Below are 13,490 nucleotides of genomic sequence, written 5' to 3' on the forward strand. Positions count from 1 at the left end.
CGGTCATGCGCATCCTGCTGGTGGAAGACGATCTGTCGCTGGGAGAGGGCATCCGCACCGCCCTGCGCCGCGCCGCCTATTCGGTGGACTGGGTGCAGGACGGTGCTGCCGCGCTGGCCGCGATCGGCGATGGCGAGATCGACCTGGTGCTGCTGGACCTGGGGCTGCCGCGGATGGACGGGCTGGAGGTGATCCGGCGCACCCGCCAGCTCGGTGCCGACGTGCCGATCCTGGTGCTCAGCGCGCGCGAGCGGCCGGCCGACCGTGCGCTGGGCCTGGACGTGGGCGCCGACGATTACCTGGGCAAGCCCTTCGATACGACCGAACTGCTGGCGCGCACGCGTGCGCTGCTGCGGCGCAGCGCCGGCCGCGCCACGCCGCAGTTGGAGATCGGCGCGCTGCACCTGGACCCGGAGCGCCTGGCGGTGCGCTGGCGCGGCCGTGCCCTGGACCTGACCCGGCGCGAGTTCGCCCTGCTGTGGCTGCTGGCCGAGCGCCACGGCCGCGCCATCGCCCGCGATTCGATCCAGCAGCGGCTGTACGGCTGGGACGAGGATGTGGCCAGCAACGCGGTGGACGTGCACGTGCACCAGTTGCGGCGCAAGCTCGATCCGGCGCTGATCCGCACCGTGCGCGGGGTCGGCTACGCGCTCGACACCCAGGCCGCGACGGCGGCGCCATGAGTTCGATGCGGCGACGCTTGCTGGGCGGCCTGCTCGGCGTGGTGGTGCCGGTGTTCGCGCTGACCGCGCTGCTGAGCTACCGCGCCGGGCTGCAGGAGGCCGGCGAGATGTTCGATGCCAAGCTGGTGCAGTCCTCGCGCGTATTGCTGAGCCTGGTCGACGAGCCGCTGGACGATCTGTCGCGGCTGGGCCCTGCCGGCGACGCCATCGTGATCCGCGGCTGGCATGGCCAGGCGCAGGGCGTGGGTGAGGCGCTGGCGTTCCGCACCGGGCACGCCTACGAAAGCAAACTCGCGTTCCAGGTGCGCGACCGCAATGGCCATCTGCTGCTGCGCTCGGACAGCGGGCCGACCCGGCAGCTGGCGCCGCTGCGCGCCGGCTTCGCCGACGTCACCCTGGATGGCGACCGTTGGCGCACCTTCAGCCTGCGCTCGCCGGGCGGGCGCTGGTTCCAGACCGGCGAACAGGCCGATATCCGCGAGGAACTGGCCGAGGACATCGCGCTGGGCACGGCCCTGCCGTTGCTGCTGGCCCTGCCGGTGCTGGTGGTGCTGGTGTGGCTGGTGGTGAGCTGGGCCAGCGGCGCCCTGAGCCGGGTCTCGCAGGCGATCGGCGAGCGCGACCCGCAGCGGCTGGAACCGCTGCCGCTGCAGGGCGTGCCGCGCGAGATCCTCGGCCTGGTCGCCGCGGTCAACGGGCTGATGCGGCGCCTGCAGACCGCGCTGGAGCGCGAACGCCGCTTCATCGCCGATGCCGCGCACGAACTGCGCACTCCCATCGCCGCGCTGAAGGTGCACGCCGACAACCTGCGCCAGGCCCGCGACGCCGACGAGCGCAGCGAATCGCAGCGGCACCTGGACGCCAGCGTGCGCCGGGTGGAGCGGTTGGTCGCACAGTTGCTGACCCTGAGCCGGGTCGAGCCGGGGGCTGCCGCCGCGGCGCTGTCGCCGCTGGCGCTGGACGCACTGGTGGCGTTGCAGGTGGAGGAGGCGCGCGACCAGGCCGCGCGCCGCGGCCAGCACCTGCACCTGCGCCGCAACGACCCGGCACGGCTGCCGGCCAACGAGGCGGCGCTGTCGGCGCTGGTGCGCAACCTGATCGACAACGCGCTGCGCTATGCGCCGCCGCAGGGCCAGGTCGAGGTGGCGCTGTGCGCCGGCCGTGACGGCGTCTGCTTCAGCGTCGAGGATTCCGGCCCCGGCATCCCGGCCGAGGCGCGCGAGCGGGTGTTCGCGCGCTTCCACCGCGAGCTGGGCAGTGGCGTGGAAGGCAGCGGCCTGGGCCTGGCGATCGTGCGCGAGGTGGTGACCGCGCACGGCGGCGAGGTGACCCTGGACGCCTCGCCGACCCTGGGCGGCCTGCGCGTCTGCGTGACCCTGCCGCTGCCCCCGCGAGCCAGGCCTGGGCGTCAGGAACACCCTGACATCGGCGCCGAACAGGCGGTGATAGATTAGCCATCTGCCCACAGGGGGTACCCGCGCGCCGTTGCAGGTGTGATTCGGAAAGGGATGGAACAGGGGGATCGGCGTCACGATAGTCGCGACGGCGCGCACGCGCTGTGTCGCCGCCTGGGCGTGGTGATATGCCTGCTGCTGGCGCTGTGCTGCGCCAGTGCCGCCGCGCGCGCCGAACCGGCCGCGCCGCTGACCGAGCGCGCGGTGCTCGACCGCCCGGTGATCGCGCGCTGGACCATGGAAGAGGGGCTGCCGCACAACCTGGTGCACGCGCTGGCCCAGGACCGCGACGGCATGATCTGGGTGGGAACCTGGGAAGGCGTGGCCCGCTTCGACGGCCGCGCCTTCACCGTCTTCGATCGCCAGAACACCCCGGGCATGGAGTTGTCGGGCGTGTTCGCACTGCTCGCCGAAACCGATGGCGGCATGCTGGTCGGCACCGCCTACGACGGCGTGTTCCGCTACGCCGCCGGGCGCTGGGAGCATCTGGGCGATGCGCGCGCGCAGCGCCTGCGGGTCACCGCGATGCTGCGCGATGCCGACGGCGCGCTGTGGGTGGGCAGCGAGGACGGCCTGTTCCGGATCGAGGCCGACGGCCGCCTGGTCGATGTCGGCACCGCCGCGGGGCTGCGCCGGACCCGCATCGCCGCGCTGCTGCGCTACCGCGATGCGGTGCTGGTGGGCACCTCGCAGGGGCTGTTCCGCCTGACCGCGCACGACACGCAGGCGCAACGCTGGGGCACGGCGGCGATGCGCACCGCCTCGATCCGGCGGCTGACCCCCGACCGTCACGGCGGCCTGCTGGTGGCCAGCGACGAGGGCGTGTTCTGGCTCGGCCGCAACGGCGAGCTGCAATGGCTGCGGCGCGGCCAGCGCGTCGATGCCGCGCTGCAGGATCAGGACGGCCAGCTGTGGATGAGCCTGTCCAGCGGGCAACTGCTGCGGCGCACCGCCAACGGCGCCAGCGACGAAGTCCTGTCGATCTCCGGCGTGGTCAGCCCCGCGCTGATCGAGGACCACGAGGGCCTGGTGTGGGCCGGCAGCACCGACGGGCTGTTCCGTGTCGCCAAGGGCGACGCCGGCGGCCTGACCCGCCAGGACGGGCTCGGCAGCGACTACGTGCGTGTGGTCGAGCAGAACGCCGATGGCACGATCTGGATCGGCCACGCCGCCGGCGTGGACCGCTGGGAGGGCGGCCGCATCCGCGCGGTACGGCTGAGCGAGCGGCCGGGCCGCGATCCATCGGTGCTGGCGCTGGCCGCTGCCCGCGACGGCGGCATGTGGGTGGGTACTTACGACCAGGGCGTGCTGCTGCTGTCGGCCGACGGCACGATCCGGCAACGCCTGGGCGTGGCCGCGGGCGTGCCGCGCTCCATGGTGCGCGCGCTGCTGGCCGATGCCGACGGCGGCCTGTGGATCGGCGGCAACGAGGGGCTGCTGTACCGCAAGGGCGATCGCACGCGGGCCTACGGCAGCGCCGACGGCCTGCCCGGGCGACAGGTGCAGGCACTGTACCGCGACCACGCCGGCGTGCTGTGGATCGGCACCAATCAGGGCGTCGCCACGCTCGCGGGCAACGGCACGCTGCAGGCGCGGCCAAGCGGGCAGGGCTTCCCGGCGCAGAACGCCTTCGACTTCCTCGAAGATGCCGACGGCACCCTGTGGGTCGCCAGCGACCGTGGCCTGCTGCGGCTGCGCGGCGGGCAGTGGCGCATCTACGACCATAGCGTCGGTCTGCCGCGCGACAAGCTGTTCCGGCTGCTCGACGACGGCAACGGCAACCTGTGGGCGAACAGCAACCGCGGCGTGCTGCGCATCGCGCGTGCGCGGCTGGCGGAGCTCGACGCGGGCCAGCGCAGCACCCTTGCGGTGGATGTGGTCGACCGCAGCGACGGCATGCCCGGCGGGCAGGGCAACGGCAGCAGCGCACCGGCCGGCTGGCGCAGCCGCGACGGTGTGCTGCTGATCCCGACCTCGGCCGGGCTGGCGCTGATCGATCCGGCCCTGCCGAGCCGGCGCAACGTGCGTGCGCCGCCGCTGGTGATCTCGCATGTACAGGTGGATGGCGTGGCGCAGCCGCTGCGTGGCGAGTACCGCCTGCACGGCGGTGTCGCCCGGCTCGCGGTCGGCTATGCCGGGCTGAGCTTCCGCTCGCCGGACAAGGTGCGCTACCGCTACCGCCTGCAGGGATTCGACCGGCAGTGGGTCGATGCCGGCAGCAACGAGGAAGCCGTCTACACCAACCTGCCGTCGGGCAGCTATCGCCTGGACGTGCAGGCGATGACCAGTCCGCTGGACTGGTCGCGCAGCGAACGCATCGGCAGCGCCTCGCTGCAACTGCAGCTGGTGCCGCCGTTCTGGGAACGCTGGCCGTTCGTGGTGCTGGCGGCGCTGTGCGCGACCGGTCTGATCCTGTGGTGGTACCGCGGCCGCAGCTATCGCTACCGGCGCCGCCAGCGCCGGCTCAACACCATCATCGCCGAGCGCACCCACGAGCTGAAGGCCAAGAACCTGGCGTTGAAGCTGGCCAATCTCGAACGCGAGGACCTGGTGCGCAAGCTCGCCTACCAGGCCGGGCACGATGCGCTGACCGGCCTGCCCAACCGGCGCACCGGCGATCCCTATCTCAACGCGGCGTTGGAGCGGGCGCTGAGCGCGCGCACGCCGTTGTGCGTGGCGCTGCTGGACATCGACCACTTCAAGAAGATCAACGACGCCTACGGCCACGAGATCGGCGACGAGGTGCTGCGCCGGGTCGGCGAGGCGCTGCGCGACAGCCTCGGCGAGCAGGCGTTCGCCGCGCGCCATGGCGGCGAGGAATTCCTGCTGGTGCTGCCCGGCCTGGACCAGGAGGCGGCGCGCGCGCGCCTGGACGCGCTGCGCCTGCGCGTGGCCGACCTGGTGCTGTACGCCGACGACGGTCGCGCGGTGCGCTTCACCGCCAGCATCGGCTTCGCCTGCCTGTCGCCGGCCCTGCGCACCCGCCGCGACCTGCTGGTGAAGGCCGACAAGCACCTGTACCAGGCCAAGCGCGAAGGCCGCGATCGGGTGGTCGGCTAGGCCGCTGCCGCAACCCGGACGCAGCGCGTCGGTGGCGCGGCGACGCAGCTTGCGTGGGAAGCGCGGGCAGGCGCCAGGCAGGCGCCAGGCAGGCGCCGCGAAGCGCGTGGGGCGTTGCAGTGGGGCGTTGCGCACCGCCGCATCGCCGCGGCGGGCGGGAGACGGCCGGCGCGGGTCAGGCCTGCAGGCGCTGCAGCACCGCCTGCGCGGCGGCTTCGGTTGAGATGCCCTGGCCGGGCGCGGCGAGATCGGCGGTGAACGCCTGCGCGTCGAGCGCGGCATCCACCGCCTGCTCGATCGCCGCCGCCTCGGCTTCCAGGCCCAGCGAGTGGCGCAGCAGCAGCGCCGCGCTGAGGATGGTCGCGTAGGGGTTGGCGATGCCCTTGCCGGCGATGTCCGGCGCCGACCCGTGGATCGGCTCGTACAGGCCGATGCGGCCATCGCCCAGCGAGGCCGACGGCAGCAGGCCCAGCGAGCCGGCCAGCATCGAGGCTTCGTCGGTGAGGATGTCGCCGAACATGTTCTCGGTGACGATCACGTCGTACTCGCGCGGCTTGGCCAGCAGGTGCATGGCCATCGAATCGACCAACTGGTGTTCCAGGCGCACGTCCGGGAATTCCTCGCGGCCGATCCGCGCGGCGACGTCGCGCCACAGCCGCGAGGTTTCCAGCACGTTGGCCTTGTCCACCGAGACCACGTGGTTGCGGCGCTGCCGGGCCAGGCGGAACGCGCTGCGCAACACCCGTTCGATTTCCGCGACGGTGTAGCGGCACAGGTCGCTGGCGTCGCTGGCGCTGCGGGTCTTGTCGCCGAAGTAGATGCCGCCGGTCAGTTCGCGCACCACCACGATGTCCACGCCCTGCAGCAGGTGCGGCTTGATCGGCGAGGCGTCCAGCGCCGCCTTGTGCGGCTTGACCGGGCGCAGGTTGGCGAATAGGCCCAGGCCGCGGCGGATCGCCAGCAGGCCCTGTTCGGGGCGCACCTTGGCGTTGGGGTCGGACCACTTCGGTCCGCCGACCGCGCCCAGCAGCACCGCGTCGGCGCCCTGGCAGGCGGTCAGCGTCGCCGCCGGCAGCGGCTCGCCGTGGCGGTCGATGGCGATGCCGCCGATGTCGTGTTCGTGGAACTGGAAGTCGTGGCCGTGGCGCGCGGCGACGGCGCGCAGCACCGCGACCGCGGCGGCGGCGACTTCCGGACCGATGCCGTCGCCGGGCAGGACGACGATGTCAGCGTGCATGGGTGGCCTCGTAGCGTTCGATGTCGGGTTGGCGCAGCAACAGGTAACCCATCTCGTCCACGCCCTCGAGCAGGCAGGTCTGCGAGAACGCATCGAGCGGGAAGCTGTAGACGCGGCCGTCGGGCGTGCGCAGCTCGCGCGCGGCCACGTCCACGGTCAGTTCGTCGTCCGGGCGCTGCATCAGCGTCTGCACGTCGTCCTCGGCCAGCACGATCGGCAGCAGGCCGTTCTTGAGGCTGTTGTTGCGGAAGATGTCGGCGATCTCGCTGCTGACGATGGCGCGCAGGCCCAGGTCGGTCAGCGCCCACGGCGCATGCTCGCGCGAGGAGCCGCAGCCGAAGTTGCGCCCGGCCAGCAGGATCTGGCGGCCGGCGTTGTGCGCCTGGTTGAAGGCGAACTCCGGGTTCGGCGTGCCGTCGGCCTGCCAGCGCCAGTCGTTGAAGGCGTGGCGGCCGAGGCCGGCGCGTTCGGTGGTGGACAGGAACCGCGCCGGGATGATCTGGTCGGTGTCGATGTTGGTCTGGCGCAGCACCACGCTGCGCGAGGTGAGGGTGGCGAAGCCGGCCATCACGGGGTCTCCTGGGAAGCGACGGAGTCGGGGGCGGGCGCCGCGGCGTCGGCCACCGGCGGCAGCGCCGCGGGCGGCACGTGTGGCGGCAGCAGCGGCTGGTGGCGGTGCGCGAAGGCGCGGGTGGTGGTGGCGACGAAGGTCAGCGTGGCCGCGAACGCGGCGATGTGCGGCGCCATCACGCGACCTCCGCGAACAGCGCGCGCGGATCGCTGACCTGGCCGTTCACCGCGGCCCAGGCCGCGGTCAGCGGCGAGGCCAGCAGGGTGCGCGACCCCGGGCCCTGGCGGCCCTCGAAATTGCGGTTGCTGGTGCTCACCGCCAGTTGCCCCGGCGCCACCAGGTCGCCGTTCATGGCGATGCACATCGAGCAACCGGATTCGCGCCATTCCGCACCGGCCGCGCGCACCACCTCGTGGATGCCCTCGGCCTCGGCCTGGCGCTTGACGATCTCCGAGCCCGGCACCACCAGCATGCGCACGTGCGGCGCCACCTTGCGGCCGCGCAGCACCTGCGCCACTTCGCGCATGTCGCTGAGCCGGCCGTTGGTGCAGGAGCCGACGAACACCACATCCACCGGCGTGCCGATCAGCGCGTGCCCGGCTTCCAGGTGCATGTAGTGCAGGCCTTTCTGCGCTGCCGGATCCTGCGCGGCCGGGATCGGCACGTCCACCGCGATCGCGGTGCCGGGGTGGGTGCCCCAGGTCAGGGTCGGGCGGATGTCGCGCGCGTCGATGCGCACCTCGGCGTCGAAGCGCGCGCCGGGATCGCTGCGCAGCTGCGACCAGCGCTGCGCGGCGGCGTCGAAGTCGGCGCCCTTGGGGCCGCGCGGGGTGTTGGCGACCCAGTCGAAGGTGACCTGGTCCGGCGCGATCATGCCGGCGCGCGCGCCGGCCTCGATCGACATGTTGCACAGGGTCATGCGCTGCTCCATGTCCATCGCTTCGATGGCGGAGCCGCGGTATTCCAGCACGTGGCCGGTGCCGCCGTTGACCCCGATCACGCCGATGATGTGCAGGATCACGTCCTTGGCGCCCACGCCCGGCGCCAGCGGCCCGTCGACGGTGATCGCCATGGTCCTGGCCTTGCGCTGCAACAGGCACTGGGTGGCCAGCACGTGGCCGACTTCGCTGGTGCCGATGCCGAACGCCAGCGCGCCGAACGCGCCATGCGTGGAGGTGTGGCTGTCGCCGCAGACGATGGTCATGCCGGGCTGGGTGAAGCCCTGCTCCGGCGCGATCACGTGGACGATGCCGCGGTTGTCCGAGCCCATGTCGAACAGTTCGATGTCGTAGTCGGCGCAGTTGCGCGCGAGCATGTCCACCTGCGCCTCGGAGGCCGGGGTGTAGTACGGCAGCTTGCCGTCGGCGCCGCGCGGCAGGGTCGGCGTGGAATGGTCCATCGTCGCCTTGGTGCGGTCGGGCCGGCGCGGCGCCAGGCCGCGCGTCTTGAGTTCGGTGAACGCCTGCGGCGAGGTCACTTCGTGGATCAGGTGCAGGTCGATGTACAGCACCGCCGGGGCGGCGGCGCTTTCGGGGACGACGACGTGCGCGTCCCACAGCTTGTCGTACAGGGTGCGGGGAGTGGCGGACATTGCGGAACTACCTGGCAGGAAAGCTGGGCGGGGAAGGGGAGCGAAGGCGAGCGTGCACGAGGACGATGACCGCGCTGTGGCCGCTCAGGCCAGCGCGTCGGCCGCGGCCGGCGCGCCCTGGCGCTGGCGCAGCACGCGGTTGGCCACGTCCAGCCACGCCAGCGCGCTGGCCTCGATGATGTCGCGGCTGGTGCCGGTGCCGTCGTACTCGACCTCGCCGTGGCGCACGCTGAGATTGGCCTCGCCGCGCGCGTCGGCGCCGATGCCGACGCTGTGTACCTGGTAGCTGTCCAGCACCAGTTGCACGCCGGTGGCGGCCGACAGTGCGGCGAACAGGGCGTCCACCGGGCCGTCGCCCTCGGCGCGCTCGCTGACCCGCTGGCCGTCCGGATCGGACAGCTCGACCTGCGCGCTGGCGCGCTGGCCGCGGTCGCTGACGGTCATCGACGACAGGCGGTAGCCTTGGCTCTCCGGCGCGTCCTGCATCATCGCCTGCAGGTCGGCGTCGTTGACCACGCGCTGCTGCTCGCACAGCGCCTTGAACGCGTCGAAGGCGATGTTCAGTTCGGCCTCGTCCAGCACGTAGCCGAGCGCACGCAGGCGCTGCTCGACCGCGGCGCGGCCGCTGTGGCGGCCCAGCACCATCTGCGAGGACTCCCAGCCCACGTCTTCCGGGCGCATGATCTCGTAGGTGCCGCGGTGGCGCAGCATGCCGTGCTGGTGGATGCCCGACTCGTGGGCGAAGGCGTTGCCGCCGACGATCGCCTTGTTGCGCTGCACCGGCATGCCGACCAGGCGCTGCAGCAACTGCGAGGTGGCGACGATGCGCGGGGTGTGGATCGCGGTGTCCAGTTCGTAGAACGCGTTGCGCACCTTCAGCGCCATCGCGATTTCTTCCAGCGCGCAATTGCCGGCGCGCTCGCCGATGCCGTTGATGGCGCATTCCACCTGCCGCGCGCCGCCTTCCACCGCGGCCAGCGAGTTGGCCACGGCCAGGCCCAGGTCGTTGTGGCAGTGCGCGCTGAATACCACCCGGTCGGCGCCAGGGACGCTGGCGATGATCCGCGCGAACATGCCGCGGATCTCTTCCGGGGTGGTGAAGCCGACCGTGTCGGGCAGGTTGATGGTGGTGGCGCCGGCGGCGATCGCTACGCTGGCGACCTCGGCCAGGAAATCCTCCTCGGTGCGGGTGGCGTCCTCGGCCGAGAACTCCACGTCGTCCACGTACTGGCGCGCCAGCGCGACGTGCTTGCGCACCGACTCCAGCACCTGCTCGCGGGTCATGCGCAGCTTGTGCTCGCGGTGCAGCGGGCTGGTCGACAGGAACACGTGCAGGCGCGGATTGGCCGCCGCTTCCAGCGCCCGCGCCGAGGTCTCGATGTCGGCGGCCAGGCAGCGCGACAGCACCGCCAGGGTCGGGCCGCGCACTTCGCGGCCGATCAGCGCCATCGCCTCGCGGTCGGACTGCGAGCTGGCCGGGAAGCCGGTCTCGATGATGTCCACGCCCAGCTCGGCCAGGGCGCGCGCCATCACCAGCTTCTGCGGCGGGGTCATGCTGCAGCCGGGGGATTGCTCGCCGTCGCGCAGGGTGGTGTCGAAAATGCGGATGCGGGGGGTCTGGGAAGAAACGGAAGTGTTCACCAGATGGGTTCCTCTACGGCGGCGGTGGCTTGCGGATGGGGATGCGGGGACGCGGCGATGCGGGCAGGAGCGGGCGGGGCGGGACGTTGGCTACGAAGTCGCTCGGCGCTGCGGCGGCGCGGCTTGCGCGGCGGGCGCGGGCGCACCTCCGACAGCAGCGTCGCCAGCACGCCGGCGTCGATGTTGCCGCCGGACACCACCGCGCATTTGCGCTTGCCGGCGACGCGGCGCCCGGCCGCCAGGGCCAGCGCGCCGGCGCCCTCGGCGATGACGTGCTCCTCCAGCGCCAGGCGGACCAGCGTTTCGCGCAGTTCCGCCTCGCGCACGATCACCACGTCGTCGAGCAGGCTGGCGCACAGCCGGCGGGTGATGAACCCGGGGATTTTAACCTTGACGCCGTCGGCCAGGGTGGGCACCGGATCCACGGCGCGGACGTCGCCGCGGATCGCCCGCGCCATCGAGTCCACACCCTCGACCTGCGCGCCGACCACGCGCACGCCCTGCGAGCGCAGCGCCAGCGCCACGCCGGAGGCCAGGCCGCCGCCGCCGATCGGCACGATCACCACGTCCGGCGCGTGCGCGGCCAGCTCGATGCCGACCGTGCCCTGGCCGGCGATCACGTCCGGGTCGTCGAAGGCGGACAGGAAGCGGTAGCCGTTCTGTTCGGCCAGCTCGCGGGCGAAGGCGAAGGCCTCGTCGTAGCTGTTGCCGTGCTGGCGCACGGTGGCGCCCCAGTGCGCGACGCCGGCGATCTTGGTCTGCGGCGCGCCATGCGGCATCACCGTGATCGCCTGCACGCCCAGGCGGTGCGCGGCCCAGGCCACGCCCTGCGCGTGGTTGCCGGCGGAGGCGCAGATCACCGCGCGCTCGTCGCCGCGTTCCAGCCCGGCCAGCAACGCATTGAGCGCGCCGCGGACCTTGTAGGAACCGGTGCGCTGCAGGTTTTCCAGTTTCAGCCAGACGCCGAAGCGCTCGGCGTAATGCACCGGCGTCGGCGGCAGATAGCGGCGCAGCCGCGCCTGCGCGGCCAGCACGTCGGCCACGCTGACGGCGACGTGGCCTACGTCCGGCTCCTGCGGGGCGGGGATGTTAGACATGCGCTCGGGACCCGCGGCCCGGGACCCGGGACCCGGGAAAAGCGGGTTCCCGGAGAAGCGACCTCCATGGAAGAAGACACCTCCGCGCAACCCTCGCTTTCGCGCGTTTCGCGCTGCGCCTGACACCCGCGGCGACCGCCACGGGTCCCGGGTCCCGGGTCCCGAGTCCCGACCTCTTCATACCACCCCATCCAGCGCGGTCACGCGCACCGATTCGCAGTCGTAGACCTTCTCCATCTGCAGGCGCAGGGTCTCGCCGGGACGGTTGCCGTCCACCACCAGTTGCAGGTGCCAGCGGCCGGCGTCCTCGGCCACCGGTGCGCCGCTGATCGAGATCGGCGCGAAGCCGCGGCGTTCGGCCATGCCGATCGCGCGCAGCAGGGCGCCGTCGATCGGTTTCAGCACCAGGTCAAGCTGGTAACGCATGTGTCGTCTCCTGGCGCTGGGCAGCGGGATTGCTTTCCAGCATGGTGCTGTTGGCGGTGTTCGGCGGCACCAGCGGCCACACGTTGGCGCGGGCGTCGATGGCCACGTGCAGCAGCGCCGGGCCCGGCTGCGCCAGCAGCTCGGCCAGCGCGTCGTCGACCTGACCGCGCGCGGTGATGCGCTTGGCCGGGATGCCGAAGACCTGCGCCAGCGCGGCGAAATCCGGGTTGTCGGACAGGTCGATCTCGCTGTAGCGCTCGGCGAAGAACAGCTCCTGCCATTGCCGCACCATGCCCAGCGAGCTGTTGTCCAGCAGCACGATCTTCACCGGCAGCTTGCAGCGGGCGATGGTGACCAGCTCCTGCACGTTCATCATGAAGCTGCCGTCGCCGCTGACCAGCACCACGGTGCGGTCGGGGCAGGCGAACTGCGCGCCCATCGCCGCCGGCAGGCCGAAGCCCATCGTGCCCAGCGCGCCGCTGGTCAGGTGGTTGCGCGGGTGGTTGAAGCGGCAGTGCTGGGCGACCCACATCTGGTGCTGGCCGACGTCGCAGGCGATCACGGTGTCGGCCGGGGCCAGTTCGCTCAGCCGCTTCAGCAGGCCGGGCGCATAGATGTCCTGCCCGGGCGCGTCGTAGCGCGCGCCGAACTTCTCGCGATGGCCGACGCAGCGGGCGTGCCAGGCCTCGCAGGTGCTGGTCGCCGCGGACAGCGCACGCAGCGCCTGCGCCACGTCGCCGGGCACGGCGATGTCGGCCTGGCGCAGCTTGGAGATCTCGCAGGCGTCGGCGTCCAGGTGGATGACCCGCGCGAACGGCGCGAACTCGGCCAGCTTGCCGGTGGCACGGTCGTCGAAGCGCGCGCCGACCACGATCAGCAGATCCGACTCCTGCACCGCCATGTTGGCGGCGCGGGTGCCGTGCATGCCGAGCATGCCCAGGTAATGCGGGTGCGCGTGCGGCAATGCGCCCAGGCCGCGCAGGGTCAGCACGGTGGGGATGCGGGTGGCCTCGACGAACGCGCGGAACGCGTCCACCGCATCGCCCAGGGCGATGCCGCCGCCGCCGTAGATCACCGGCTTCTCGGCGCCGGCGATCGCTGCCAGCGCCTCGGCCAGCACCGCGTCCTGCGGCGCCGGCGGGGTCGGCACCGCCGCCGGCACGTGCGCCGGCAGATGCGAGGCATCGGCCAGCTGCACGTCCTTGGGCAGGTCGATCAGCACCGGCCCCGGCCGCCCTTCGCGGGCGATGCGGAACGCGTCGCGCAGCACCTGCGGCAGGTCGTCCACGTGCCGCACCAGGAAGCTGTGCTTGACGATCGGCAGGGTCAACCCGAACACGTCCAGTTCCTGGAACGCGTCGGTACCCAGCAGCGGCGTGGCGACCTGCCCGGTCAGGCAGATCATCGGCACCGAGTCGAGCATCGCATCGGCGATGCCGGTGACCAGGTTGGATGCGCCCGGGCCGGACGTGGCGACGCACACGCCGACCCGTCCGCTGGCGCGGGCGTAGCCGTTGGCGGCCAGCGCCGCGCCCTGTTCGTGGCGCACCAGGATGTGCTTGAGCTGGCTGTCTACCAGCGCGTCGTAGAACGGCATGATGGTGCCGCCCGGATAGCCGAACAGCGTGTCCACGCCTTCGGCTTCCAGGGCCTGCGTCAGCCAGCGCGCGCCGTTGCGGGGCGTGCCGTGAGCGGAGGAGTTCATACGGTGGCGACCTTTCGGTGGAAGC

At 72.3% G+C, this 13,490-nt stretch carries 11 protein-coding genes; 3 read left to right on the forward strand and 8 right to left on the reverse strand.

Annotation, left to right across the window (positions count from 1 at the left end; all coding sequences use genetic code 11):
- Positions 1–5 precede the first annotated feature (5 nt).
- The 3 genes from CEK68_RS10530 to CEK68_RS10540 are packed head-to-tail and all read left to right on the forward strand — an operon-like array spanning position 6 to position 5,197.
- Entirely contained in the window at positions 6–683 is a 678-nt protein-coding gene (locus CEK68_RS10530; RefSeq protein WP_010344484.1) for a response regulator transcription factor, read from the forward strand.
- The gene (locus tag CEK68_RS10535; RefSeq protein WP_226977837.1) at positions 680–2,137 is read left to right on the forward strand and encodes an ATP-binding protein; all 1,458 of its coding nucleotides are present in this window, start codon (positions 680–682) and stop codon (positions 2,135–2,137) included. The genes CEK68_RS10530 and CEK68_RS10535 overlap by 4 nt, the downstream gene beginning before the upstream one ends.
- Before the next feature lie 54 nt (positions 2,138–2,191).
- A complete protein-coding gene (locus CEK68_RS10540) occupies positions 2,192–5,197 on the forward strand; it encodes a ligand-binding sensor domain-containing diguanylate cyclase (protein ID WP_152239326.1) in 3,006 nt (1,001 codons plus the stop codon).
- 175 nt (positions 5,198–5,372) lie between these two features.
- On the opposite strand, the gene leuB is transcribed toward CEK68_RS10540, so the two are convergent.
- The 8 genes from leuB to ilvG all read right to left on the reverse strand — a co-directional run bounded on the left by leuB (position 5,373) and on the right by ilvG (position 13,465).
- Entirely contained in the window at positions 5,373–6,434 is a 1,062-nt protein-coding gene (gene leuB, locus CEK68_RS10545) for a 3-isopropylmalate dehydrogenase (RefSeq protein WP_152239327.1), read from the reverse strand.
- Positions 6,424–7,002 carry a 3-isopropylmalate dehydratase small subunit gene (gene leuD / locus CEK68_RS10550; protein ID WP_152239328.1) on the reverse strand — a complete coding sequence of 193 codons (579 nt, stop codon included), beginning with the start codon at positions 7,000–7,002 and terminating at the stop codon, positions 6,424–6,426. Before leuD ends, leuB begins: the two co-directional genes overlap by 11 nt.
- Positions 7,002–7,181 (reverse strand): hypothetical protein, encoded by a 180-nt coding sequence (locus CEK68_RS10555; protein WP_048492492.1) that lies wholly within the window; start codon positions 7,179–7,181, stop codon positions 7,002–7,004. Before CEK68_RS10555 ends, leuD begins: the two co-directional genes overlap by 1 nt.
- Positions 7,181–8,596, reverse strand: coding sequence for a 3-isopropylmalate dehydratase large subunit (leuC, locus tag CEK68_RS10560; protein ID WP_152239329.1), 1,416 nt, complete (start codon positions 8,594–8,596; stop codon positions 7,181–7,183). The genes CEK68_RS10555 and leuC overlap by 1 nt, the downstream gene beginning before the upstream one ends.
- An 84-nt stretch (positions 8,597–8,680) precedes the next feature.
- Positions 8,681–10,237, reverse strand: a complete 1,557-nt coding sequence (locus CEK68_RS10565; RefSeq protein ID WP_026144683.1) for a 2-isopropylmalate synthase — start codon at positions 10,235–10,237, stop codon at positions 8,681–8,683.
- Positions 10,234–11,334: a threonine dehydratase gene (locus tag CEK68_RS10570; RefSeq protein ID WP_017910520.1), complete on the reverse strand. Its 1,101-nt coding sequence runs from the start codon at positions 11,332–11,334 to the stop codon at positions 10,234–10,236. The genes CEK68_RS10565 and CEK68_RS10570 overlap by 4 nt, the downstream gene beginning before the upstream one ends.
- Positions 11,335–11,511: 177 nt before the next feature.
- Positions 11,512–11,760: an ACT domain-containing protein gene (locus CEK68_RS10575; RefSeq protein WP_017910519.1), complete on the reverse strand. Its 249-nt coding sequence runs from the start codon at positions 11,758–11,760 to the stop codon at positions 11,512–11,514.
- Entirely contained in the window at positions 11,744–13,465 is a 1,722-nt protein-coding gene (gene ilvG / locus CEK68_RS10580; RefSeq protein ID WP_152239330.1) for an acetolactate synthase 2 catalytic subunit, read from the reverse strand. The genes CEK68_RS10575 and ilvG overlap by 17 nt, the downstream gene beginning before the upstream one ends.
- Between the last annotated feature and the right edge of the window lie 25 nt (positions 13,466–13,490).

The organism is Xanthomonas sp. LMG 12461 (assembly GCF_009192935.1).
Classification (GTDB): Bacteria; Pseudomonadota; Gammaproteobacteria; order Xanthomonadales; family Xanthomonadaceae; genus Xanthomonas_A; species Xanthomonas_A sontii.

Bases quoted from the DNA above. Each gene is read 5' to 3' on its own strand.
- CEK68_RS10570 (WP_017910520.1), bottom strand. From the start codon at position 11,334: ATGTCTAACATCCCCGCCCCGCAGGAGCCGGACGTAGGCCACGTCGCC.
- CEK68_RS10530 (WP_010344484.1), top strand. From the start codon at position 6: ATGCGCATCCTGCTGGTGGAAGACGATCTGTCGCTGGGAGAGGGCATC.
- leuC (WP_152239329.1), bottom strand. From the start codon at position 8,596: ATGTCCGCCACTCCCCGCACCCTGTACGACAAGCTGTGGGACGCGCAC.
- leuB (WP_152239327.1), bottom strand. From the start codon at position 6,434: ATGCACGCTGACATCGTCGTCCTGCCCGGCGACGGCATCGGTCCGGAA.
- CEK68_RS10575 (WP_017910519.1), bottom strand. From the start codon at position 11,760: ATGCGTTACCAGCTTGACCTGGTGCTGAAACCGATCGACGGCGCCCTG.
- ilvG (WP_152239330.1), bottom strand. From the start codon at position 13,465: ATGAACTCCTCCGCTCACGGCACGCCCCGCAACGGCGCGCGCTGGCTG.
- leuD (WP_152239328.1), bottom strand. From the start codon at position 7,002: ATGGCCGGCTTCGCCACCCTCACCTCGCGCAGCGTGGTGCTGCGCCAG.
- CEK68_RS10555 (WP_048492492.1), bottom strand. From the start codon at position 7,181: ATGGCGCCGCACATCGCCGCGTTCGCGGCCACGCTGACCTTCGTCGCC.
- CEK68_RS10535 (WP_226977837.1), top strand. From the start codon at position 680: ATGAGTTCGATGCGGCGACGCTTGCTGGGCGGCCTGCTCGGCGTGGTG.
- CEK68_RS10540 (WP_152239326.1), top strand. From the start codon at position 2,192: ATGGAACAGGGGGATCGGCGTCACGATAGTCGCGACGGCGCGCACGCG.